At 35.5% G+C, this 23,345-nt stretch carries 21 protein-coding genes; 12 read left to right on the forward strand and 9 right to left on the reverse strand.

Annotation, left to right across the window (positions count from 1 at the left end):
- Positions 1–26: 26 nt before the first annotated feature.
- The 3 genes from K7G79_RS00885 to panB form a co-directional block, all read right to left on the reverse strand.
- Entirely contained in the window at positions 27–719 is a 693-nt protein-coding gene (locus K7G79_RS00885) for an RluA family pseudouridine synthase (protein WP_223548258.1), read from the reverse strand.
- Between the two features lie 109 nt (positions 720–828).
- Positions 829–1,338: a hypothetical protein gene (locus K7G79_RS00890; protein WP_223548261.1), complete on the reverse strand. Its 510-nt coding sequence runs from the start codon at positions 1,336–1,338 to the stop codon at positions 829–831.
- 114 nt (positions 1,339–1,452) lie between these two features.
- Positions 1,453–2,271, reverse strand: a complete 819-nt coding sequence (gene panB / locus K7G79_RS00895) for a 3-methyl-2-oxobutanoate hydroxymethyltransferase (protein WP_223548263.1) — start codon at positions 2,269–2,271, stop codon at positions 1,453–1,455.
- A 118-nt stretch (positions 2,272–2,389) separates the two neighbouring features.
- On the opposite strand from panB, the gene K7G79_RS00900 reads away from it, so the two are divergent.
- Positions 2,390–2,854 carry a nuclear transport factor 2 family protein gene (locus K7G79_RS00900; RefSeq protein WP_223548264.1) on the forward strand — a complete coding sequence of 155 codons (465 nt, stop codon included), beginning with the start codon at positions 2,390–2,392 and terminating at the stop codon, positions 2,852–2,854.
- A 133-nt stretch (positions 2,855–2,987) separates the two neighbouring features.
- Here the strand turns inward: K7G79_RS00900 and K7G79_RS00905 are convergent, their stop codons facing one another.
- The 3 genes from K7G79_RS00905 to K7G79_RS00915 all read right to left on the reverse strand — a co-directional run bounded on the left by K7G79_RS00905 (position 2,988) and on the right by K7G79_RS00915 (position 6,418).
- Entirely contained in the window at positions 2,988–3,404 is a 417-nt protein-coding gene (locus tag K7G79_RS00905; protein WP_223548266.1) for a hypothetical protein, read from the reverse strand.
- Between the two features lie 221 nt (positions 3,405–3,625).
- Positions 3,626–4,852, reverse strand: coding sequence for an NAD(P)-binding protein (locus K7G79_RS00910; protein ID WP_223548267.1), 1,227 nt, complete (start codon positions 4,850–4,852; stop codon positions 3,626–3,628).
- 141 nt (positions 4,853–4,993) lie between these two features.
- Positions 4,994–6,418 carry an L-serine ammonia-lyase gene (locus K7G79_RS00915; protein WP_223548269.1) on the reverse strand — a complete coding sequence of 475 codons (1,425 nt, stop codon included), beginning with the start codon at positions 6,416–6,418 and terminating at the stop codon, positions 4,994–4,996.
- 306 nt (positions 6,419–6,724) lie between these two features.
- Between K7G79_RS00915 and dnaK the strand changes: the two genes are divergently transcribed.
- The 5 genes from dnaK to K7G79_RS00940 all read left to right on the forward strand — a co-directional run bounded on the left by dnaK (position 6,725) and on the right by K7G79_RS00940 (position 13,201).
- Complete coding sequence (gene dnaK, locus K7G79_RS00920) at positions 6,725–8,638, forward strand: molecular chaperone DnaK (protein WP_223548271.1); 1,914 nt, start codon at positions 6,725–6,727, stop codon at positions 8,636–8,638.
- Positions 8,639–8,751: 113 nt separating this feature from the next.
- The gene (locus K7G79_RS00925; protein WP_223548273.1) at positions 8,752–9,978 is read left to right on the forward strand and encodes a class I SAM-dependent rRNA methyltransferase; all 1,227 of its coding nucleotides are present in this window, start codon (positions 8,752–8,754) and stop codon (positions 9,976–9,978) included.
- 53 nt (positions 9,979–10,031) lie between these two features.
- On the forward strand, positions 10,032–10,979 hold the full coding sequence (locus K7G79_RS00930) for a nitronate monooxygenase family protein (RefSeq protein WP_223548274.1): 948 nt from the start codon (positions 10,032–10,034) through the stop codon (positions 10,977–10,979).
- 30 nt (positions 10,980–11,009) lie between these two features.
- Positions 11,010–11,615: a pyridoxamine 5'-phosphate oxidase family protein gene (locus tag K7G79_RS00935; RefSeq protein ID WP_223548276.1), complete on the forward strand. Its 606-nt coding sequence runs from the start codon at positions 11,010–11,012 to the stop codon at positions 11,613–11,615.
- A gap of 170 nt (positions 11,616–11,785) precedes the next feature.
- Positions 11,786–13,201 (forward strand): fasciclin domain-containing protein, encoded by a 1,416-nt coding sequence (locus K7G79_RS00940; RefSeq protein WP_223548277.1) that lies wholly within the window; start codon positions 11,786–11,788, stop codon positions 13,199–13,201.
- A 106-nt stretch (positions 13,202–13,307) separates the two neighbouring features.
- Here the strand turns inward: K7G79_RS00940 and K7G79_RS00945 are convergent, their stop codons facing one another.
- The 3 genes from K7G79_RS00945 to K7G79_RS00955 all read right to left on the reverse strand — a co-directional run bounded on the left by K7G79_RS00945 (position 13,308) and on the right by K7G79_RS00955 (position 17,484).
- Entirely contained in the window at positions 13,308–14,348 is a 1,041-nt protein-coding gene (locus tag K7G79_RS00945) for a GMP reductase (RefSeq protein WP_223548279.1), read from the reverse strand.
- A gap of 87 nt (positions 14,349–14,435) precedes the next feature.
- Positions 14,436–14,816, reverse strand: coding sequence for a RidA family protein (locus tag K7G79_RS00950; protein ID WP_223548280.1), 381 nt, complete (start codon positions 14,814–14,816; stop codon positions 14,436–14,438).
- Positions 14,817–14,838: 22 nt separating this feature from the next.
- The gene (locus tag K7G79_RS00955; RefSeq protein ID WP_370634175.1) at positions 14,839–17,484 is read right to left on the reverse strand and encodes a putative LPS assembly protein LptD; all 2,646 of its coding nucleotides are present in this window, start codon (positions 17,482–17,484) and stop codon (positions 14,839–14,841) included.
- Positions 17,485–17,740: 256 nt separating this feature from the next.
- Here K7G79_RS00955 and K7G79_RS00960 point away from each other — a divergent pair, with 256 nt between their 5' ends.
- The 6 genes from K7G79_RS00960 (at position 17,741) to K7G79_RS00985 (ending at position 23,094) form a co-directional block, all read left to right on the forward strand.
- Positions 17,741–18,844 (forward strand): N-acetylmuramoyl-L-alanine amidase, encoded by a 1,104-nt coding sequence (locus K7G79_RS00960; RefSeq protein ID WP_223548282.1) that lies wholly within the window; start codon positions 17,741–17,743, stop codon positions 18,842–18,844.
- A gap of 51 nt (positions 18,845–18,895) precedes the next feature.
- On the forward strand, positions 18,896–19,831 hold the full coding sequence (locus K7G79_RS00965) for an MlaD family protein (RefSeq protein ID WP_223548284.1): 936 nt from the start codon (positions 18,896–18,898) through the stop codon (positions 19,829–19,831).
- A gap of 8 nt (positions 19,832–19,839) precedes the next feature.
- Complete coding sequence (locus K7G79_RS00970) at positions 19,840–21,153, forward strand: (Fe-S)-binding protein (RefSeq protein ID WP_223548286.1); 1,314 nt, start codon at positions 19,840–19,842, stop codon at positions 21,151–21,153.
- A 10-nt stretch (positions 21,154–21,163) separates the two neighbouring features.
- Positions 21,164–21,955, forward strand: coding sequence for a (Fe-S)-binding protein (locus K7G79_RS00975; protein WP_223548287.1), 792 nt, complete (start codon positions 21,164–21,166; stop codon positions 21,953–21,955).
- A gap of 139 nt (positions 21,956–22,094) precedes the next feature.
- Positions 22,095–22,580, forward strand: a complete 486-nt coding sequence (locus K7G79_RS00980; RefSeq protein WP_223548289.1) for an ABC transporter ATPase — start codon at positions 22,095–22,097, stop codon at positions 22,578–22,580.
- Between the two features lie 31 nt (positions 22,581–22,611).
- On the forward strand, positions 22,612–23,094 hold the full coding sequence (locus K7G79_RS00985; RefSeq protein WP_223548291.1) for a DUF423 domain-containing protein: 483 nt from the start codon (positions 22,612–22,614) through the stop codon (positions 23,092–23,094).
- Positions 23,095–23,345 lie beyond the last annotated feature (251 nt).

Below are 23,345 nucleotides of genomic sequence, written 5' to 3' on the forward strand. Positions count from 1 at the left end.
AGACTGTTTTTATAAAGGTATTAAATTTATAAGCATGCATCCCATACGGGATCTTTTGGTAATGGTGCCAGTATATTTATAGGTGTTTGCTTTACAGGATGTATAAATTCAATATGCTTGGCATGCAAATGTATACTAGCATTTTTATTACTTCGGTCGAACCCATATTTTAAATCGCCTTTTATTGGGCAACCAATATAGGATAGTTGTGAACGAATTTGATGATGTCTACCCGTTTCCAATTTAATTTCAAGCAAAAAGTAATGATCTAATTGTTTTAAGGTTTTATAATGAAGAACCCCTTTTTTGCTATCCTTTACCTCACAGTTATGTACAGTGGACTTGTTATTTTTCGGATTCTTTTTCAACCAATTGACTAATGTGTCTTTTGGTTTTGGGGGTTTGTTTTTTACAACTGCCCAATAGGTTTTATGGATGTCTTTGGAAAGAAATAATTTATTTAAACGTGGAAGTACTTTACTGGTTTTAGCAAAAATAACGAGTCCAGTAGTAGGTCGGTCTAAGCGATGTACAACACCCAAATACACATTACCAGATTTATTGTACTTATTTTTAATATAGTCTTTAACAACATCGCTTAGAGGCCTGTCACCTGTTTTATCACCCTGAACAATATCTCCTGCCCGTTTATTAATAATAATGATGTGGTTGTCCTCATAAAGTACTTGTAGATTATGCGAATTGGATAGGACTTTCATATAATACAAAAAAACAAACTTAATTATTAATTGTGAAAATACAGGATGTAAAATAAAAAATGGAAATGTATTTTACATTTCCATTTTTAAAAAAGAGTACCATATATTTTCATCGCCTAGGGCGCATTGGGCATTCAAAATACATGTCGGTAGATTCAAAATCATTGATATCTAAGGCTTCAACATTGCAAGCTTCATTATATTTACTAGCATCAACACCTGTTTTTAGAATATTTAAATGCCAACGGCCACCGTTGTAATCTTGATCTCCTGGTTTGGAGTCCGAAATTAAAGGAAGTCCATCATAAAACATTGCTTCAGGCATTATATATAGCTCGTCAAAGTTACCACTACTGGGTTTAAATGTGGCAGGAACAACCAAGCCAGAATATACAATACAGTCTGCCCAAATAGGAGGTTGGTCACGCGGTGAACCTTTAGATTTTGCATTGCCGCTTTTGGCAGTATTACCAGTATTTGACGACACTTGAGCTAGAAACTGAATAAGTTCTAAATTATTAGCTTTAGATTCTTGAGGGGTTTCAGTGCCTTCATTAGAGCAAGATGTGGCAAAAATTAACGTGCCACATAGTAAGAGAAATGAAAATAGTTTTTTCATGATGTATAGTTTTAGGATTAATAAAAACCAAAACTATAGTATGTGGCTTACTTAAAATGTTAGCCAGCTAACATTTACATAAAAATTTTAGATAATTTAACCTAATCGAATAGTCTAATATTGCTCATTATCACCGGGAAAGTTCATACTTTTTACATCGGCTACATATTGTTGCATGGCTTTGGTCATGTCCTCATACAGGTTCATATAGCGACGTAAAAAACGGGGGTGAAACTCGTGGGTCATCCCCAGCATGTCATGTAATACCAAGACTTGTCCATCTACACCATTACCTGCACCAATACCAATAATGGGAATGGACACACTTTCGGCCACTTCCTTAGCCAATTTAGCAGGTATTTTTTCAAGAACGATCGCAAAACAACCTGTTTTTTCTAATAATATGGCTTCTTCCTTTAACCTTTCGGCCTCCTCTTCTTCTTTGGCCCTAACAGTATAAGTGCCAAATTTATAGATGGATTGCGGTGTCAATCCCAAATGCCCCATCACGGGAATACCTGCATTTAAGATGCGTTTAATGGACTCTTTCACCTCCTTGCCGCCTTCTAACTTAACAGCATGGGCACCACTTTCTTTCATAATACGAATAGCAGAACGCAAGGCTTCTTTAGGATCACTTTGGTAGCTTCCAAATGGTAAGTCTACAACAATTAAGGCACGGTCTATGGCACGGATTACTGAGGATGCATGATAAATCATTTGGTCTAAGGTAATGGGTAAAGTGGTTTCGTGACCCGCCATAACATTACTGGCCGAATCCCCGACTAAAATAACGTCAACCCCTGCACCATCAACAATTTTGGCCATGGTATAATCGTAAGCGGTAAGCATGGATATTTTTTCGCCATTGGCCTTCATATCCACTAATGTTTTTACCGTAATGCGTTTGTATTCCTTTTTTGCTGTAGACATTTTAGTTGGTTTTTTGATAGTGTGTAAAAGTACTAAATTAAGGAGAGACTGTTAAACTTTTCTTTAAACTGCTATGTAGTTAAAGTTGTTGTACTATTTTAGGCAGAAACTTAAAACAATGCAAAGAGTATTAGTTTATTTAACATTGGTAATTACCACCTCGCTTTTTGGTCAAGGAGATGATACCCTGGATATCCGTAAAGCAGTCGACACTTTTTTCGAAGGCTTTCATAAAGGGGATACTACACTAATGAAATCGGTTATGATGGATAAAGTGTTATTACAAACCGCATTTAGAAATAAGGAAGGTAAAGATGTCTTAAGAAACGACGGCGATATTTCGAAATTATTAGAAACCATTTCCAATAGGCCGGCTGATCAAAAATGGGATGAGCGACTATTGGATTACAGCATACAGGTAGATGGCAACATGGCCAATGCCTGGACGCCTTACGAGTTTTGGTTTAATGGGGAGTTTAGCCACTGTGGGGTGAATTCTTTTCAGCTATTTAAGGATGGTGACCAATGGAAAATTATTTATTTGATTGATACTAGGCGACGTAAGGGTTGTTTGCAGGAGTGATTTTTAAAAATACTTGTTTTAACTCAATTCTTTCTTGTGTAAAGTGCTTTTTATTCATTAAAACTGTTTTCCATAAAATTGAAATTCCAAATAGTGTCACGTCCTGAAATATAGCTACAGGTTAAAAATAGATTTACGCTGGCAAATATCCGCTTTCCAATTTTTTAATCAATTCAGTTGTTTTGTTAAATGCTTTTTTGGTCACGTCAACAATTACAATTTCGTTAATGTCAGTTTCGGAATTAAAGGTCAAATTTAGACTGAACCAAATTCCGTTTTTAAAATCCTCATCGCCAACTGTCATAATATGATGTTTTGGCAAATAATGGTCGTCAATGTCAACTTCTCGAAATATAATTTCCTCGTCAGCCATATTATGGATTAAATCGGCTTGTTGTCCAACTCCGCATATGTAACCAACATTTCGGTCAATTGATTTTCTTATTATTTCGTCAAAATAATTCGTTTTCTTTTCATCCGCAATTAAAATCAGACACCAATTATCGGTTGGAAAGTCCGAAATCCAATTTTTTGCAGTATCAAATTCCACAAATTTTATTGTTCTGTGTGTTATGTCAGTTTCGATTTTTCTCAACTTTCAGGTAACTAAGATATAAACACTATTCCGTTTATATTTGTTATATAATGTAAATTGATTTTTATGATTTACATCACAAACCAACGAAGTTAGTTGTTTTTCTTACAGAAACAAATCCTTGCTTTTAAAAAATTAAACTAATCAAATGGAGCATGGGTAATTTAAAAATTTTTTCAGCCCCTTTCATAATTAAAATTATCGGGAAAGGATACAGATGCTTTCCACCATTTTTTTGTTTCGTCTTTACCTACCTTAGCAAAGTCTATCTGCTCCCAGATAAATGCTTTTTCCATTTGTTCACCTAAGGCTAACAGTTTTTTACCGGTTTTAAGTTGTTGGTCGCTCCATCGTTCAAGAGCCTCTATAATAGTATCTGTTTCTTTTAAGTTGGCAATTAAATCTTTTGCATTGTTATATCCCTTAAACACCCCAGAGCCTGTAAAGGGCTGAACTACCATACCGGCATCACCAATAAGGCACATGTTATCTTTATAATAGCTATCGAGATCCAGCGTGTAGATAACTTGTATATAGCTATCATTGGTTTTGTTTACTACCTTGGCATAGTAGGCAGGTATATGTTGTGAAAGAAACCGTTTTAACATAGACTCATTAGCTTCGCTTAAGTTTCCAGGTGGTAATGTGCCATTTCTTAAACGACCTGTTTTGTCGGTCATAACATTATCTAACTCCGCTTCAGGAATAGCAATATAGGCTGCCCAATTAAACATACGTTGTCCTTTTTTTACCGATCCGTTTTGACCTGGAATAAAATAAACCACATTATGGCCCGGTTCACCAGTATAGGACAACCGCAGGATTTCATCTTTCAATAGGCAATCTCCATCCATTTCAGATTCCTTTAAAAGGCCTCTCCAAAGAATATAGCCGCGATACTTTAATTTTTTTTCAGGAAACATTAGTTTGCGCCCTAAAGATTGATAACCATCAGCAAACAAAACCAAGTCAAAATGTTCTGTGTCACCTAAACTTGTCGTTAACTCTACTTGGCCATGTGGCAAAGATTTGGCATCGACAATTTTTACACCAGAATGATAATGTTTGCTTGGAACATTGCTCCGTAGATTTTTCCAAAGCTCATTCCACTGAAAAACATTAAAGTTCATTGGTATGGCCCAAGCCGTTTTTCCATAGGGTTCATGGGAAGGCGCTTTGCCTACAAGTGGCATTTTATTGATCTGGAAAAGGGCAAAGTCATCTTTGATCAATCCGTCAGTCTTTATTTGTTCCATCAAAGAAGATGTAGTGCCAATGCCACCACCTCTCCCTACAAGAGTTTTGCTGGATCGTTCAAAAACGGTAACTTCATGGCCTTCATTAAGCAACAGAATAGCTGCTGAGCATCCAGCAATTGAGCCGCCTACAATTCCAATTTTCATGGTTGTTTTTTTGATGTTCTCTAAGGTAGTCAATCTGTTATACAACATCAAATTGATGTTCATTAAATTGATACTATTTACAGAGGGATTGGGTCAATAATGAAAAGAGAGTAGCCCATGTTCTTTAATGCAATGTAAAAATTAGCAATCTGTTAAATGCACGCCCACGGCAAGACCACCTTCGCTCGTTTCTTTGTATTTGGTGTTCATGTCCTTGGCGGTTTCCCACATTGTAGCGACCACCTTATCCAACGGTACTTTGGCACTTTCAGGGTCTGAGTCCAAAGCCAATTCGGCCGCATTAATGGCCTTTATAGCTCCCATGGCATTACGTTCTATACAGGGTACTTGTACGAGTCCACCAATAGGATCGCAGGTTAATCCCAAATGATGTTCCATAGCAATTTCGGCTGCCATTAAAACCTGCTCGGGCGAGCCTCCCAATAATTCGCAAAGTGCGCCGGCAGCCATAGCGGATGATACACCAATTTCTGCCTGACAGCCACCCATAGCAGCACTAATGGTCGCGCCTTTTTTAAAGATGCTACCAATTTCGCCGGCCACTAATAAAAACTGCTTGATGTCCTGGAAATTGCCGTCGTGGTTTTCAATCACCAAGTAGTACATCAAAACAGCTGGAATAACACCAGCACTACCATTGGTAGGGGCAGTAACCACACGGCCAAGAGAAGCATTCACTTCATTTACTGCCAAAGCAAAACAGCTTACCCACTTTATAATTTGCCTAAATTTAACCTCCGTGTTTCTTATGGCGTAAATCCATTCTACGGGGTTGTTGTAGGTGGTATCACCAATTAAATTATTGTGGATATTATTGGCGCGACGTTTTACGTTTAAACCTCCTGGAAGTATCCCTTCGGTATGACACCCCAAATACATACTTTCCAGCATGGTATTCCATATACGGTTGAGTTCAAAATCAATATTCTGTTCGGAACGAATGGATTTTTCATTTTCCAAAACCACTTTGGAAACCGATTTGTTCAACTGATTACAATACTTTAACAAGTCATTGCCTGTAGCAATGGGATAGGGGAAGGTACAATTAAAAATAATCTTGTTGGCTTTTGCCGTTTTTCGTTCTTCCTGAACTACAAAACCGCCTCCAATGGAATAATATGTTGCATGGGATTTACGTCCATTAATAGTGGCCGAAAACCGTATACCATTAGCATGGAAAGGCAAGAATTTTTTATTAAAAACAATTTGTGTTTGGGGGTTGAATTCCAGTTGACGTTCCTGATTAAAATTTATGGTACAGGTATTTTTTATGTCAGAAATGATTTGGGAAATGTTTTCGGTTGGCATGGTTTCTGGATCCATACCACTCAATCCTAGCATTACGGCATAATCGGTAGCATGGCCTTTCCCTGTAAGTGATAATGAACCATATAGATTCACACTAATGTTTTCAGCCTTATCAAATTTTTGGGATGCTTTCAACTCTTTGATCCAAAGTTCGGCAGCACGCCAAGGCCCCAAAGTGTGGGAACTTGATGGTCCTACACCAATCTTTAACATATCGAATACCGAAATACATTCCATACAACTATATCGTTTTAGTTGAGCAAATATATGGTGTTTTTGTTTCTCATAAACAGTCAAAATAGAAAGTTTTGGTTCATTAATAGATTATTGAGTTATTAGAACATACCGTCTTGTCATTAAAGACTAAGCACTGTTGTTATTTTGGTTGTTGTAGATTTGATATAGATAGCAAATGACATATTACATATTACGACTGCCTACTTTATATGACACTGTGTCAGTTTGTTTCCATTGGCATAATGATTGACCTATAAAAACCGAAATTAAAAAGAACATTCAACACTATAAAAAGTATAGCATATTATGAGTAAAATTATTGGAATAGATTTAGGAACAACCAACTCATGCGTTTCCGTAATGGAAGGGAATGATCCTGTTGTGATCCCAAATGCTGAGGGAAAGCGTACCACGCCTTCTGTAATTGCATTTGTTGAGGGTGGCGAAATAAAAGTTGGTGATCCAGCTAAGAGACAGGCAGTAACAAATCCTACTAAAACCGTTTATTCTATTAAACGTTTTATGGGTAATAAATATTCTGAGTCTAAAAACGAAGCAGAGCGTGTACCTTACAAAGTAGTAAAAGGTGATAACGATACACCCAGAGTTGATATTGATGGTCGTTTGTACACACCACAGGAATTATCGGCAATGATTCTTCAAAAAATGAAGAAAACAGCAGAAGATTACTTGGGTCAAGATGTAACAAGAGCGGTAATCACGGTACCAGCTTATTTTAACGATTCTCAACGTCAAGCTACTAAAGAAGCAGGCGAGATTGCAGGATTAAAAGTAGAGCGTATCATTAATGAACCTACTGCTGCGGCATTGGCTTATGGTTTAGATAAGAAAGGAACAGATCAAAAAATAGTGGTATTCGATTTTGGTGGTGGAACACACGATGTGTCTATCCTTGAGTTGGGAGATGGCGTTTTTGAAGTATTGTCTACCGATGGAGATACCCATTTAGGTGGTGACGATGTAGATGAAAAAATCATTAACTGGTTAGCCGATGAGTTTAAAGCTGAAGAAAGTATGGATTTAAGACAGGATCCTATGTCGCTTCAACGTTTAAAAGAGGCTGCCGAAAAAGCGAAGATTGAATTGTCATCTTCAACCCAAACAGAAATCAACCTGCCTTATATCACGGCTACTGCCAGTGGACCAAAACACTTGGTAAGAACCTTAACACGTTCTAAGTTTGAACAGTTAATTGACGATCTGGTAAAGCGTACCATAGCACCATGTGAGTCAGCATTAAAAGCAGCTGGTTTGAGCAAAAGTGATATTGATGAGGTAATTTTAGTAGGTGGTTCTACTCGTATTCCTGCAGTACAAGCTGCTGTAGAGAAATTCTTTGGTAAAGCACCAAGTAAAGGTGTTAACCCAGATGAGGTAGTATCATTAGGAGCTGGTATACAAGGAGGTGTGTTAACAGGAGATGTAAAGGATGTATTGTTATTAGATGTTACGCCTTTATCTCTTGGTATCGAAACTATGGGTAATGTATTTACCAAATTAATAGAGGCAAACACGACTATTCCTACCAAGAAATCACAGGTTTTCTCTACAGCTGCTGATAATCAGCCTTCTGTAGAAATCCATGTATTACAAGGGGAACGAGCTATGGCGGCTGATAACAAAACCATCGGGCGTTTTCACCTAGATGGTATTCCTCCAGCAAGACGTGGTACACCACAAATTGAAGTAACTTTCGATATTGATGCCAATGGTATCATTAAGGTGTCTGCTGAAGATAAAGCGACTGGTAAGAAACAGGATATTAGAATTGAAGCGTCTTCAGGATTGACAGAAGAAGAAATCCAAAAGATGAAAGCTGATGCTGAAGCTAATGCCGAAGCCGATAAAGCTGCTGCTGAAAAAGCACAGAAATTGAATGAAGCCGATTCTATGATTTTCCAAACAGAAAAGCAATTGGAGGAGTTTGGTGATAAATTATCAGATGACAAGAAAAAGCCAATCCAAGATGCATTGGAAGAATTGAAAAAGGCTTACGAATCTAAGGATATTGCTGTAATTGAACCTGCTTTAGAGAAAATCAACGAAGCCTGGAAACATGCTTCAGAAGAGATGTATAAAGCACAAGCCGAAGCACAGCAGCAAGGTGGAGCCGAAGCACAACCAGGACCAGATGCAAGTTCTAATGGACAAACAGAAGGTAGTGATGTTGAAGACGTTGACTTCGAAGAAGTGAAATAATAATCGTTATGCTGAATTTATTTTCAGTATCTAATCGATATAGAACGCAACTAGAAATAGTTGCGTTTTTTATTTTAAATAAGATACTTTTGATGAATCAAAATAAATAAAATTTGTTTTCAGATAAATTAAAATCTACTTATCAGCCCAAACGCTTGGCGGTAAAACTAAATGCCAAAGGGGAACAGTTTGCGTTGAGGGGACATCCTTGGGTGTTTTCAAACAGTATTTCAAAAATTAACCATGACGCCAAAACAGGGGACCTGGCTGTTATTTTTAGTAAAAGCACGAACAAGGTCATTGGTTTGGGACTCTTTGATGCCAATTCCCCCATTCGTATTAAAATGATTTATAGCGGTATTGGAAAGAAAGAAATCAATGCAGCCTTTTTTCAAAAAAAAATAAATGAAGCTTTTCAAATAAGACAACCACTTTTAAAAACCAATACCAATAGTTATCGGTTGTTATTTGGAGAGAATGATAGTTTTCCTGGTTTAATAGCCGATGTTTATGCTTCGGTTTTGGTGGTAAAATTATACTCTGAAATCTGGCTCCCTTATTTAGAAGCCATTTTACCAAGTATACAACAAACAGCTAAAGCAAAAACTGTTGTTGTTCGATTGAGTAGAAGCTTAGAGCAATCAAAGTCACATCAATTAAAAGATGGTGAAGTAGTTTATGGAATTCTTGATAATGAAGTTGTTGAATTTGTAGAACATGGTGTCAAGTTTTCAGCAAATGTAATTAAAGGTCATAAAACAGGTTATTTTTTAGACCACCGCGCCAATAGAAAGCAAGTGGGTGAATGGAGTAAGGAAAAGACTGTATTAGATGTGTTTTCATATGCTGGTGGATTTTCGGTACATGCGCTATACAATGGTGCTAAAGAAGTAACGAGTTTGGATATTAGCCACCAAGCTCTTGAAATTGCTGTTCAGAATGGTAAGTTAAATTCGTATCTGGGCATACATAAAACCATTGCAGGAGATGCTTTTACAGAGTTGAATAATCTCATAAAAGCAAAATCTACTTTTGATATTGTAGTTATTGATCCACCTAGTTTTGCCAAACAAGCTAGTGAAATAGATTTGGCTAAGAAAAAGTATGCCCAATTAGCTGCTTTGGGAGAAAAATTAACAGCTAAAAACGGATTGCTTGTTTTGGCCTCCTGTTCTTCTCGGGTGATGGCTCAGGCTTTTTTTGATATTAATAGTCAAGCATTGACAATGCAACACCGTAAGTTTATGACTATCTTAAAAACAGGTCATGATATAGATCATCCTATCTCGTTTCCTGAAGGGGCATATTTAAAATGTGGTTACTATCGTTTTGTAGATTAATTTTTTACTATGCATGCATAATATTTTATTATATTTGTTAAAATCTATGCTTCATGGAAACCAAACTCACAGAACTTCTTAATATAAAATACCCTATCATACAAGCTCCTATGTTTTTGGTTTCAAATGTAGAAATGGTTAAAGAGGCTATGCATTGTGGTATAGCTGGTTGTATACCCGCATTAAACTATAGAACTTTACAAGAACTTAGAATAGCTGCTAAGGAATTAAAATCAGCTAAACCAGAAGGAGGTTCATTTGGGTTTAACTTAATTGTCAATAAATCTAATATAAGGTATAAGAGTCAATTGGAGGTGCTGTGTGAAGAAAGTTGTGATTTTATAATAACCTCTTTAGGAAGCCCAGAAGAAACCATAAATCAGTCCCATAAGTATGGGATAAAGGTGTTTTGTGATGTAGTGGACTTAAAATACGCCCAAAAAGTGGAGGCATTGGGTGCCGATGCTATTATTGCAGTAAATTGTGAAGCAGGTGGCCATAGAGGGAGTTTATCTCCGGAACATCTTATAAAAAAATTAAAATTGCATTGTAATATTCCCATCATTTCAGCTGGAGGTGTTGGGTGCAAAGCAGATATTGATAAAATGTTGATGTATGGTGCATCAGGTGTTTCAGTGGGTAGCCCATTTATTGCTTCGGTAGAAGCCAGTGTCACAGAGGAATACAAGCAAGCCTGTGTGGATTATGGAGCAAATGACATCGTTGTAACCGAGCGTATTTCAGGTACACCATGCACGGTAATAAATACACCATATGTTCAAAAAATAGGTACTAAATCTTCATGGTTGGAAAAACTTCTCAATAAAAACAGAAAGCTTAAAAAGTGGGTTAAAATGATTCGTTTTTCAATTGGCATGAACGCTACAAAGAATGCTGCTACTAAGGCCACATATAAAACTGTATGGGTTGCAGGACCTAGTATTGAATATACCCATGCTATTCTTCCTGTAAAGGATATTGTTAAAAAACTGATTGCTTAACTTTAGTTTTAAAAATATTTCAGTAAACGTATGAAGATAACAAGCGGAGATCAACTTAGGGCGTTGTATGGTTTTCCCAGTGGAAGGTCAAAAGATAAGGTATTGAGCAAATTGGAAAAGCACAGTATTAATTTTATTGAAAATGCCCCCTTTTTGGTTCTATCTTCTAATAATGCAAAAGGAAAATTAGATGCCTCACCTAGAGGAGGCCAATCAGGGTTTGTTAAGGTAATTAATGATCATCAAATTATTATTCCAGATGCTAAAGGCAACAATAGATTGGATAGTTTGATGAATATTATTGAAACAGGCTATATTGGACTATTGTTTTTTATACCTGGTTTAGATGAGACTTTGAGAGTTAATGGTAAAGCTTACATATCAACTGATACTGCCTTTTTGGAATTGTTTACATCAGAAATTCATACACCCAAAACCTGTATTGTCGTAAATGTCGAAGCCGTCTTTTTGCATTGCGCCAAGGCTTTTATGCGTTCTGGGTTGTGGGATTTAAAAACCCAAATAGACAGAAACAGTTTTCCAACCATGGGGCAAATGCTTAAAGATCAACTACAAACTGATGGTATTCCCGAAACAAGAGATGAAATGGTTAGACGCTATATGAAGGACCTGTAGGTTTTTTATTCTTCCTTTTAGGTTTTCTTATCTAACATATTTATAAATGTATTAATCCTTACATTTTATCGATAATATTCACTTTTTGTCGTTTTGTTTAAAAAAAACTTGTAAAAGTTAAACAAAAATATTATGTTTGATGAAAATTAAAAAACATTAAACAAAACATCATGGAAACAAGACATTTTAAATTAGGCTCCTCAAATCTCTTTATGAAATTACCTGTATTAATGATAGCTTTATTATTACTAACTTTTTCTTGTAGTAATGAAGATGTAGATACTATAGACATCAATTCTCAAGAGCCTAACATAGTAGAGGTATTAGATTCTTATAATAGAACGTCATCAAATTCAAAAGGTTCATTAAATAAAGATTACGATTCTGAACCTACATTTGAAATTCTTAGTGTTGCTTTGGCAAAAACGAAATTAGCTAGTACGGTATCAAAAAACAGATTAACAGTTTTTGCGCCAACAGATAAGGCTTTTGAAGCTATTGGTCTTAATAAGAAAAATATAGCTGATGTACCCGGAATTGTAGATATATTGTTATATCATGTTGTTGGACAGGTGGTGTATAGTTCCGAGCTTGTTTCTGGTCCAGTACCGACCGTACAAGGTACTGATGTTATTGTAAATGTCGATGGAGATAATGTTTTAGTAAACAATTCTATTGTGACCATTGCAGATATTAAGGCTAGAAACGGGGTTATACATGTCATTGATGATGTATTTACAATACCATCATTAAATCTAGTTGAATTGGCTTTGAGCCAAGACCCAGAGTTTTCAATTTTGGTTGATGCTGTTACTAAAGCAGGACTAGGTGATGCTTTAGCAACAGGAGGTCCGTTTACAGTGTTTGCCCCTACAAATCAGGCGTTCATAGATTTATTGGAAGCAACTCCCTTTACAAGTTTGGATGATATACCGGTAGATTTATTAACACAGATACTGTTATATCATGTCGTTGATAGTTATGTGTTCAGTAACCAATTAACCAATGGCTTTGTACCAACATTAAACGGAGCAGCTGTACAAGTAAATTTAGACAACGCCCCAATGGTTTATATAAATGATTCCATGGTAGCATTAGCTAACGTACAAGCTACAAATGGTGTAGTACATGCTATTGATAAGGTATTAATGCCACCTACATTAAATTTAGTTGAAATGGCAAGTAGTTTTGCACCTGAGTTTTCTTTATTATTGGAAGCAGCCACTACAGCAGGTTTGGCCGATGTTTTGAGTGGAGCGGGACCTTACGAACAACTAACTGTATTTGCCCCAACCAATGCCGCTTTCATGGAGCTATTGGGTGAAAACGATATTGAAGCAGCTAAAGCAGTAATTAATGGTTTAGATACTACAACACTAACTAATATATTATTGTATCATGTGGTTGAAGGACGTGTGTATTCAAGTGATTTGTCCAGTGGTGCAGTTACGACCTTAAATGGAGATTTTGATTTAGATTTAAGTAGTTTAAAAATTAATGATAGTGCCATGCTAATACCCAGTTTATTAAATGTACAGGCTACTAATGGTGTCATACATGTAATAGATGCTGTATTAGTACCATAAATTATATATAATGAAAAAGAAAAAGTTTGGTTGATTTAGTTTGTTTGGTTTGTTAGTTAAGGGTATGGTTTTTTTAAACCATACCCTTTAATTTTTTTTGTAAAATTTATTCAGTATAAACCGTGTTTTCCTGCTCATTAACCCTAATGAAAGTAGTCCGTTTAGTAAGTTCCTTCAATCGGGCAGCCCCAACATAGGTACAGGTACTTCTTAAGCCTCCCAAAATGTCTTGAAGGGTTAATTCCACTTCGCCCTTATAAGGCACTTCCACAGTTTTTCCTTCACTTGCTCTATAGTCTGCAATACCACCAATATGCTTTTCCATAGCTGTAGTAGAGCTCATCCCGTAAAATTTTCTGAATGGTTTGCCGTCACGTTCAACAATTTCACCTCCACTTTCTTCATGCCCCGACAGCATGCCACCTAGCATCACAAAATCGGCCCCCGCACCAAAGGCTTTAGCAATATCACCAGGTATAGAACAACCACCATCACTAATAATTTGTCCTCCCAATCCATGTGCAGCATCAGAACATTCAATAATTGCTGATAACTGTGGGTAACCAACACCTGTTTTTACTCTTGTTGTACAAACAGAACCAGGACCTATGCCAACTTTTACAATATCAGCCCCAGAAATTAGGAGTTGTTCAACCATTTCCCCAGTAACAACATTTCCTGCAATAATTACTTTATCGGGATATTGCTCTCGGGTTTGTTTTACAAACTCAGCAAAGTATTCTGAATACCCATTAGCAACATCAATACATATAAATTTAAGTGATGGATTATTCTGAAAAATGAATTTCAATTTTTCAGAATCCTGTTTGCCGATACCTGTACTAACGGCAATATGGTTATAATATTCATGAGGAATATCTGTTAAAAATGCTTTCCAATCACTTAAAGAGTAGTGTTTATGGATGGCTGTAAATAGTTTTTTTTCAGCAAGTACCTTCGCCATGTTAAAGGTTCCAACGGTGTCCATGTTAGCGGCCATAATGGGAATACCTTTCCACAGCAGTGGACTATGTAAAAACTTGAATTCCCGCTCTAATGTAACTTGCGATCTACTTTTTATTGTAGAACGCTTGGGACGAATCATAACATCTTTAAAACCTAATTTAATATCGTATTCAATGCGCATGTTAAAAACTAAATTTAGTTACATATAAATTTAGCTGTTTAACAGGAAAATAGAAAATATTTTAGAGCTTATATAAGAGACCTAGATCTATTGTACAGCAATCATGCTAATTTCAACATTAACATCTTTAGGTAAGCGTGCAACTTGAACTGTTTCCCTTGCTGGAGCGTTAGTATCATCAAAATAACTGCCATAGGCCTCGTTTATAAGTAAAAATTCGTCCATATTACTTATAAAAATAGTCGACTTAATAACATTATCGAATGTCATATTTGCAGCTGCCAATACGGCTTTCAAGTTTTGCATTACTTGGTGGGTTTCCGTTTTTATATCCTCTAAAATTAAATTTCCAGTTTCAGGATTAAAAGCAATTTGCCCAGAGGTATACAGGGTATTTCCAACTAAAATGGCTTGATTGTAGGGGCCAATTGGAACTGGAGCATTATGGGTATTTATTATTTTTTTCATATTATGATATAGTATTATAAGGCTATAAAGCGCGGTCGGGTTGTCTTCGTTTTTCGTATTTTAAATCTTTTAACAGACTGGACTTAATGCCTATGAAGAAATTCCAAGAACTTCTGGCACTAAAAGGTACCCAGCTAAAGCTCATGCGCCAGCTTAACAGATCACGAGTAAAATTCAACTGGGTAAAGGTAAAGCCTTGATTTTTTATATCATAACCTGAAGAAGCCTCAACCGACCATTTTTGAGATAAATCTACCTTACCTGAGAACATCAACGAGTGGGATGATATTTCGTTCTGTCTTCTGTTATTACTGTAGTTCACGGCATATGCCAAACGTAGGCTCCAAGGAATCTTGTAATTATACAATTCACTGGGCTTTTCCTCTTCTTCATCTTCTTCTCTTGCACTGTCAATCTGTTGGTTGGAAAAATCCAAATTCTTTGGTAGCACATCTTCTGGATTATTACTGGCTTCTTTGTTTTTCTCCTTCTTATTGTCCTTATTGGATAGCGAATAGCTTGCAGTTAGGTTGGCACTTGTTAATCGAAAGAAGCTGCCACCATTATCAATGTTAAATTTGTCTATTCTGTTATTATTGTTATCCAGAGCATAGGGATCTAGGGTCGCACCAAAATTCAAGCTCATTTTATTGTTAAACAACTGTGTACCCCCATTAACCCTAACCGGGCTCCATTGCAGGGAATCTCCAGCTAAATTATAAGACGTAGAGACATTTAAGTTGTTTAAAAGCTTTATTTTTTTGGGTTCGGTAGCAGTACTGTCCTTGTCCCTTACCTTAGCTTCTAAATTGTTAGCAATAGAAATACCAACAGAACTTGAAAATGTTTTACCTGGAAGACCAAAAAGGCCACCTTCAAACCTTGAAAACTGGTCTTCCAATTCACCAACAGTTTGTCCGTTGGCATCAACAACCTCTACATTTTCATAATACTTATTAAAAGCCGGGTTGATATTGTAACTAATGGATGGTCGCATAACATGCCTTATGGCCTGTATTTTTTTATCTTCACCAAAATCGAACATACCATAAATGGTTGTTCCTAAACTGGTGCTAAAATTGTAGGTTCTAAAAGAGTCAAACCCTTTAACGTCTTCAGTAATGGTTTTTCCTTCATTTGAATCGTAATACTTATTAATGGTATTGAATGTCCATACTTCATTGTAATTAGTACTAGCGGAAACACTAAAATACTTTAATAGTTTAAAGTTAGTACTTAAGGGAATATTGTGTTGAAAGCCTGCTCTGGCATCCTCAAACATTTCTTTTTTAAAGAAGAGTGAATCCGTGGTTTGAATCCTGTTCTCCCCTCTAACGCTATACTGAAGATTGATGTTTTGAATAATCCCTTTTTTTGAACCCGATTTTGGAGCTAGCGGATAAATTCTGCCAACACTACCTTGAAATGTAGGTAGGGTCATGTTTATCTGTTCGGTATTAGTGTTTTGTGAGTGAGTTGCCGTTAGACTAAAATTTACCGAAGGTTCTCCTTGAAATGTTTTGGAATAAGATACCGAAGAGGCTAGCGTATTATTTAAAAAATTACCGGTATTGATTTGGTTGAGCGAGTTTCTATAATAGTTGCTACTTCCCAAATTTACAGATGCCGAAAATCGCGAGCTAGGGCTAGCCTTTGAATCCTGACTATGGGACCATCTTAAGTTGTATATAGTATTTTTTGCATAATCGGGAAAACCACGTTCACTGGTGATTAAGTTTTCATAACGAAAACTCAGATTACCTCTAAATTTATAACGTACCGCATAAGTGTTCTCGGCACGAAACCCATAACTGCCATTGGTATAATAATCGCCATACACTGCCAGATCAAAATAATCGCTTATTGCAAAATAGTATCCCATATTTTGCAAAAAATAACCACGATCGTTTTGCTCGCCAAAACTTGGAAGAATAATACCTGAAGTTTGCTTTTCAGATTGCGGAAAAAAGCCAAATGGGACACCTATTGGGGTAGGTACATCATAAATAAACAAATTGGCGAGTCCTGTTACAATCTTTTTTTTGGGTACAACCTTACCTTTTCTGAGTAAAATATAATATTCTGGATCATCTAAGTCCTGTGCGGTGGTATACTTTGCATTTTTTATAAAATACACCGAATCGTTTACCCGTTTGGTGACTTCTGCAATAACAGTGCCTTCACCTTGTTCTGTTATGGAACGATAAATAAGGGCTTTTTCGGTTTTGGTGTTAAATAAAATAGAATCTGGTTCAACCACATTGCCACCTTGGGTAAAAACAGGCCCCTGTACGTAGCCTTCAATACTATCTTTAATCCCTTTGGCATAAACTTCATCCTTGCCAAGATCTATGGTAATGCTTCCGGCTTTAATGTTCATGTCGCCATAGTCTATTTCGGCTTCATTATACAGGTAAAGCTTTTGTTGTTTTTTGTTGAATGAGGTATAATCGGAAGCTCTATAAGTTACGATGTCCGTTAAAATTTCTTTTTTAGGTTTTATAGAGTCGTTTGTAACAGAATCCTGTTCCTTTTCAACTATGGTTACAAAATTAATGATACTGTCTGTCTTTACAGTAACATTTTCTTTGTTAATCTCTTTTTTAGGATTGATTACTTTCTGTTTAGTACGAATCTCTTGAGCGAAGCCAAACATGTTGATAAACATGGTAAAACTTAAGGCAAAAAGTATTTTAAAGTTGTTTGTGTGCAACGCTTTTAATGTATTTTTGTAAAAGTATGGCTCGGTTTTTGAATTGCCAAAATTACATATATTTTTCTGTGATTTAATTGATATTCCTCGAAAAATTTAAATTTAAAATAATCAAGGAACCTAAGTCGTTAAACCTCATAGAAGCATCAATTTTTGTTCCATTTTGGTTAAATGTTACATAACCAGAGTTTAAAATTATAAATACATACCCATGAAATCGATAAATGGATTACGTTTTGTGTTTATCATAATTATAATAACCTTTTGCTCAACTTTGTATGTTGTGGCACAACACAATACCGAAAAATTTGTTGTGGTATTGGATGCAGGACATGGTGGACATGATCCAGGTAACGTTGGTAATGGTTTTAAAGAAAAAGATATCGCTTTAAAAATCGTTTTAATGGTTGGTAAGCAGTTGGAAAAAAACCCTAATATAAAAGTTGTTTACACTAGACAAAAAGATGTTTTTGTAGATTTATTTGTAAGGGGAAAAATTGCCAATAAAGCTAATGCAGACCTATTTGTATCTGTTCATTGTAATTCCCATAGGTCAAGCGCACATGGTACAGAAACTTTTGTATTGGGAACAAATCGAAACCAAACCAATTTTGAAGTAGCCAAAAAAGAGAACTCCGTAATTTTTATGGAGGATGATTACGAAAAAAACTATGCTGGTTTTGATCCAAACTCACCTGAATCGGTTATGAGTATTTTACTGAGTCAGGAAGAATATTTAGATCAAAGTATATTTTTAGCTAGTTTAATTGAGAAAAATTTCTCAGGAAATTTAAAGCGTAAAAGTAGAGGGGTTAAACAAGCAGGATTTATTGTCTTACATCAAACCGTTATGCCAAGTGTATTGGTGGAAACAGGCTTTTTAACCTATAAAAGTGAAGGTACTTACCTAAATTCGAAAAAAGGACAACAAGATATGTCGCAAGCTATAGTTACTGCAATATTGGAATATAAAAATAATATTGGTGATAATCTTGATTATTACGGTGACGATAATAGCAACACTATTGCAGTTGCTGAAGACGTTTCAAGCAATATAGTGTATAAAGTTCAAATAGCGGCCAGCTCTAGTGCAATAGATACTAAACCTTATAACTTTAAAGGGTTGGATAACATAACCATGCTCAAAGAAGAAAAACTATATAAATATTTTTATGGACAAACTTCGAGTTACAAGGCTGCCAAGGCGCTGGTAGAACAGGCTAATCGTAGTGGTTATCCATCAAGCTTTGTAGTGCCGTTTAAAGACGGTAAAAAAATTACCTTGGACGAAGCTTTAAAAACAAGTACTAATTAAATTCATTCTTTTCAAATTTATCTTAAATTTGTTTTTCTAAAAACAAATATTTTGAAGCTATCAAAAGAAGTTAAAACTGCCTTATTAGTTATTTCTGGAATCATCCTTCTTATTTATGGTTTTAATTATTTAAAAGGGGAAGCCCTTTTCTCTAAGGAATCCAAATACTACACCGAGTTCGATTACAATGCCTTAAGCACATCTTCACTAGTTACCATTAAGGGAAATGCCGTTGGCAAAGTAAGCGATATCACGTATGATTTTAAGACAGGGAAAACCAAGGTGTTTTTTACGGTCAATCCAGAATTAAAACTATCAAAGAATAGTAAGATAAGATTGTACGAAACAGGTATCATGGGAGGTAATGCTTTGGCCATTATTCAGGCGAATGACGATGAATTGGCTAAAAATGGTGATTATATTGAGTCAGAAATACAGCCTGGGCTTATATCAAGCCTAAAACAAAATTTTTCAGGACTTAGTACGAATTTGGATAGTACGTTGCGGTCTGCCGATACTTTACTGGTTAGTTTAAACACATTGATTACAGATAAATCGCAAAACGGACTTAATGCAACTATAGCTGAATTGAACAGTACATTGCGTGCTGTTAAGAATTTAGCAATTTCTGCACAAGTTATGGTCAATAACAATGATGATAAATTAGAAAAGCTAATTGATAATTTCAATACTACAAGTGAAAATTTAGCCACTTTATCCAATGACATCAAAAATATTGAAATTAGTAAAACTGTTTCTGCTTTAGACAAAATGTTGGATTCTTTTAACCTTATTTTAGACGAGATGGAACAAGGTAAAGGCTCTATGGGTAAACTACTTAAAGATGAAGCGCTTTACAATAACCTTGAAGGTACAACTAAAGAGTTAGAGGAACTTTTAAGGGATATAAAGCTGCATCCTAAACGCTATTTTAGAATTTTGTCTAAAAAAGAAATTCCTTATAGCGGAGATAGCCAAACCAATTAAACTACACTATGGAATATTTGCCAAACATATGTTTTGCTGTTGTCCTTATTTTAGGAATTGGATATTTTACAAAAAATGTAAAAAAGTTAATCCGCAATATTAAATTAGGGCAAGATGTTGATGTTAGCGATAAGAAACCCCGACGTTGGAAAAACATGTTCAAGATTGCCCTAGGGCAAAGTAAAATGGTAAACCGACCTGTTTCAGGCCTACTTCATATTATAGTTTATATTGGTTTTGTTATCATTAACATAGAGATTTTAGAAATTATCGTTGATGGTCTATTTGGAACACATAGAATTGGTCTAAAGGTATTTCCCACTTTAATTTATGGTTTTTTAATTGGAACTTTTGAAGTACTGGCTGTTTTAGTATTTGCCGCAGTTATTCTATTTTGGGTAAGACGAAATGTTATTAAACTACAACGTTTTTGGAAAAGCGAAATGACCAGTTGGCCTAAAAGTGACGCCAATTATATATTATATTTCGAGATGATTCTTATGACACTGTTTTTGATGATGAATGCTGCCGATGTTGATTTTCAGGCCACACAAACAGGAAATGTTATTAGTCAATATATAGCACCATGGTTTTCGGGATTATCAGAAAGCACTTTACATTTTGTAGAGAGAACAGCTTGGTGGTTCCATATTTTAGGTATTTTGGTGTTTTTAAATTATTTATACTTTTCAAAACACTTACATATCTTGTTGGCCTTCCCAAACACATTCTATGCAAAGTTAACGCCTAAGGGACAATTCAATAATCTTGAGGCCGTTACAAAAGAAGTTAAATTGATGATGGATCCCAATATCGATCCATTTGCAGTACCATCTGAAGGAACAGAAACAGATATGCCTGCCAAATTTGGAGCCAGTGATGTACAGGATTTAAGTTGGGTGCAACTCTTGAACGCCTACACCTGTACTGAATGTGGTCGCTGTACGAGTGAATGTCCTGCGAACCAAACAGGTAAAAAATTGTCGCCAAGAAAAATAATGATGGATACTCGGGACCGTCTGGAGGAAGTCAGTAAGAACATTGATACCAATAAAGGAACTTTTAAAGAAGATGGCAAACAGTTATTAGACGATTATATTTCCCGTGAAGAGTTATGGGCTTGTACCACATGTAGTGCCTGTGTAGAGGCTTGCCCAGTAAGTATAGACCCTTTATCCATTATTTTGGACATGCGTCGCTATTTGGTTATGGAGCAAAGTGCAGCTCCAGTGGAGTTAAACAATATGATGACCAACATGGAAAATAATGGTGCGCCATGGCCTTATAATCAAATGGATCGATTAAACTGGAAAAACGAATAAACTAAACAAGATGAACGAAGGACTAAAAGTACCAACGATGGCAGAATTTATAGCTCAGGGAAAGCAGCCTGAAATCTTGTTTTGGGTGGGTTGTGCTGGAAGTTTCGATGATAGGGCAAAAAAAATAACCAAAGCATTTGTCAAATTATTGAATAAAGCCAATGTTGAATTTGCCGTTTTGGGAACTGAGGAAAGTTGTACCGGAGACCCTGCCAAACGGGCGGGAAATGAGTTTTTGTTCCAAATGCAGGCAGTAACCAATATAGAGGTTATGAATGCTTACGAAATAAAAAAAATTGTAACTGCTTGTCCACATTGCTTTAATACAATTAAAAATGAATATCCTGGGTTAGGTGGGAATTATGAAGTTATGCACCACACTCAGTTTTTAAAAGCTTTATTTGAAGAAGGCCGTTTAAGTATAGAAGGGGGACAATTTAAAGGCAAGCGCATTACGTTCCATGACCCTTGTTATCTAGGGCGTGCCAATAATGTTTTTGAAGCACCACGGAATTTAATACAGAAATTAGAAGCTGAGTTGATTGAGATGAAAAATTGCAGACAAAATGGTTTGTGTTGCGGGGCAGGAGGGGCGCAAATGTTTAAGGAATCAGAAAAAGGCCATAAAGATGTTAATATAGAACGTACAGAACAGGCTTTGGAAACAAAACCTGAAATTATAGCTGCTGGTTGTCCGTTTTGTAACACTATGATGACCGATGGTGTCAAAGCTAAAGAGAAGGTAAGCGATATTTCGGTTATGGATATTGCAGAACTTATTGCCAGCGCACAGGATTTGTGAGTTTAAAATAGATTTTCAGTCTCCAGTTCCTAATAGTAGCTAGAATTGATATATGTAAAAGGAAAGAGAAATCAAGAAAAGGCAATAGCCTATACAAAGAAAAAACTAATAACGATTAACTCAATTACCAATAACTTAAATGTTAGTAGATTTCAATACATTACCAGAAGAATCCCGAGTTTGGATATACCAAGCAAATCGTTCATTTACAGAACAGGAAATAGAAGAAATCAAACTTAAATTAAATACTTTTATAAATAATTGGACAGCACATGGTAGTGATCTTCAATCTGGATATTTAATTAAATATAAGCGTTTTATAGTTATAGGTTTAAATCAAAACTTAAATAAAGCTACTGGGTGTTCTATAGACGCTTCGGTACATTTTATTCAGCAATTAGAAAAAGAATATAATGTGGATTTAATGGATAAAATGAATGTGTCTTACAAGCAAGGGGAATTTATTGCCTACAAACCATTGGCAGATTTTAAAAAAATGGCAAAGGACAAAGCGGTTTCAAAAAATACCATTGTATTTAACAATTTGGTTACTAACATAGCAGAATTTAGAGACAACTGGGAAGTGACTGCCAGTGAGAGTTGGCATAGTCGGTTTCTTAAATAGATTGTTTTAGTTTGTAACTTTTAGTTGCTAAATGATAAGTGATATTATGGAAAAATGGCATTTTAAAGCAAAAAGCAATCCTAAAGACATTAGTAAAAAAATAGAATCCGCACTTGAATCTGTTAAGGGGTTAGTTTTTAATATGAATTATAATAAAAATGACCTAACAACATTTATGGTGCGTAAAAGGATACTATATCCATGGTACTTGTTCTTTTTTAATAGTATTGTTGTAAACGGAAAATTATTAAAAACAAAAAGGGAGAATGAAACTCTAGTTGAAGTTTCTTTTAATCAACATTTTTTGTGGAAATCAGTAATATTTTCGGATATATTTGTGGGTTTTGGTATTCTAATCACATTTATTTTACAAGAAGATTTTAATGTTTTTATGTTTATTATTGGATCAATATTTTTTTTGGTTGGTGTTATATTATGGATAAGTATTCAGAAAAAACATGAAAGGAATATTCAAGAATATAAGACATTATTTTCTGAAATATTAAAAATCTAAGAGAATAGCAAATGTCAATAAGAAAACCTAACTGAAATAAAGTAAATTTGGCTTGGCACACCTAGACTAATTAAATAGCTCAGGTAAATGATAGACTTAAAAGTTTCCTGATTTTCTACATACTAATTTATTTATAACCCAATGGTTATCAACTTTTCAATGTTTTACTCTAAAAATTAATCGATTATTAAAAATTAAAATGTAGTGTTATTATAAGTCTAAAAAACTTTCATAAGTTAAATAGAATACCC

The organism is Aestuariivivens sp. NBU2969, assembly GCF_019931125.1.
Lineage (GTDB): Bacteria > Bacteroidota > Bacteroidia > Flavobacteriales > Flavobacteriaceae > Aestuariivivens > Aestuariivivens marinum.

Coding starts and splice junctions, on each gene's coding strand:
- K7G79_RS00885 (WP_223548258.1), bottom strand. CDS start 719: ATGAAAGTCCTATCCAATTCGCATAATCTACAAGTACTTTATGAGGAC.
- K7G79_RS00890 (WP_223548261.1), bottom strand. CDS start 1,338: ATGAAAAAACTATTTTCATTTCTCTTACTATGTGGCACGTTAATTTTT.
- panB (WP_223548263.1), bottom strand. CDS start 2,271: ATGTCTACAGCAAAAAAGGAATACAAACGCATTACGGTAAAAACATTA.
- K7G79_RS00900 (WP_223548264.1), top strand. CDS start 2,390: ATGCAAAGAGTATTAGTTTATTTAACATTGGTAATTACCACCTCGCTT.
- K7G79_RS00910 (WP_223548267.1), bottom strand. CDS start 4,852: ATGAAAATTGGAATTGTAGGCGGCTCAATTGCTGGATGCTCAGCAGCT.
- K7G79_RS00915 (WP_223548269.1), bottom strand. CDS start 6,418: ATGGAATGTATTTCGGTATTCGATATGTTAAAGATTGGTGTAGGACCA.
- dnaK (WP_223548271.1), top strand. CDS start 6,725: ATGAGTAAAATTATTGGAATAGATTTAGGAACAACCAACTCATGCGTT.
- K7G79_RS00930 (WP_223548274.1), top strand. CDS start 10,032: ATGGAAACCAAACTCACAGAACTTCTTAATATAAAATACCCTATCATA.
- K7G79_RS00935 (WP_223548276.1), top strand. CDS start 11,010: ATGAAGATAACAAGCGGAGATCAACTTAGGGCGTTGTATGGTTTTCCC.
- K7G79_RS00940 (WP_223548277.1), top strand. CDS start 11,786: ATGGAAACAAGACATTTTAAATTAGGCTCCTCAAATCTCTTTATGAAA.
- K7G79_RS00945 (WP_223548279.1), bottom strand. CDS start 14,348: ATGCGCATTGAATACGATATTAAATTAGGTTTTAAAGATGTTATGATT.
- K7G79_RS00950 (WP_223548280.1), bottom strand. CDS start 14,816: ATGAAAAAAATAATAAATACCCATAATGCTCCAGTTCCAATTGGCCCC.
- K7G79_RS00955 (WP_370634175.1), bottom strand. CDS start 17,484: ATGTTTATCAACATGTTTGGCTTCGCTCAAGAGATTCGTACTAAACAG.
- K7G79_RS00960 (WP_223548282.1), top strand. CDS start 17,741: ATGAAATCGATAAATGGATTACGTTTTGTGTTTATCATAATTATAATA.
- K7G79_RS00970 (WP_223548286.1), top strand. CDS start 19,840: ATGGAATATTTGCCAAACATATGTTTTGCTGTTGTCCTTATTTTAGGA.
- K7G79_RS00975 (WP_223548287.1), top strand. CDS start 21,164: ATGAACGAAGGACTAAAAGTACCAACGATGGCAGAATTTATAGCTCAG.
- K7G79_RS00980 (WP_223548289.1), top strand. CDS start 22,095: ATGTTAGTAGATTTCAATACATTACCAGAAGAATCCCGAGTTTGGATA.
- K7G79_RS00985 (WP_223548291.1), top strand. CDS start 22,612: ATGATAAGTGATATTATGGAAAAATGGCATTTTAAAGCAAAAAGCAAT.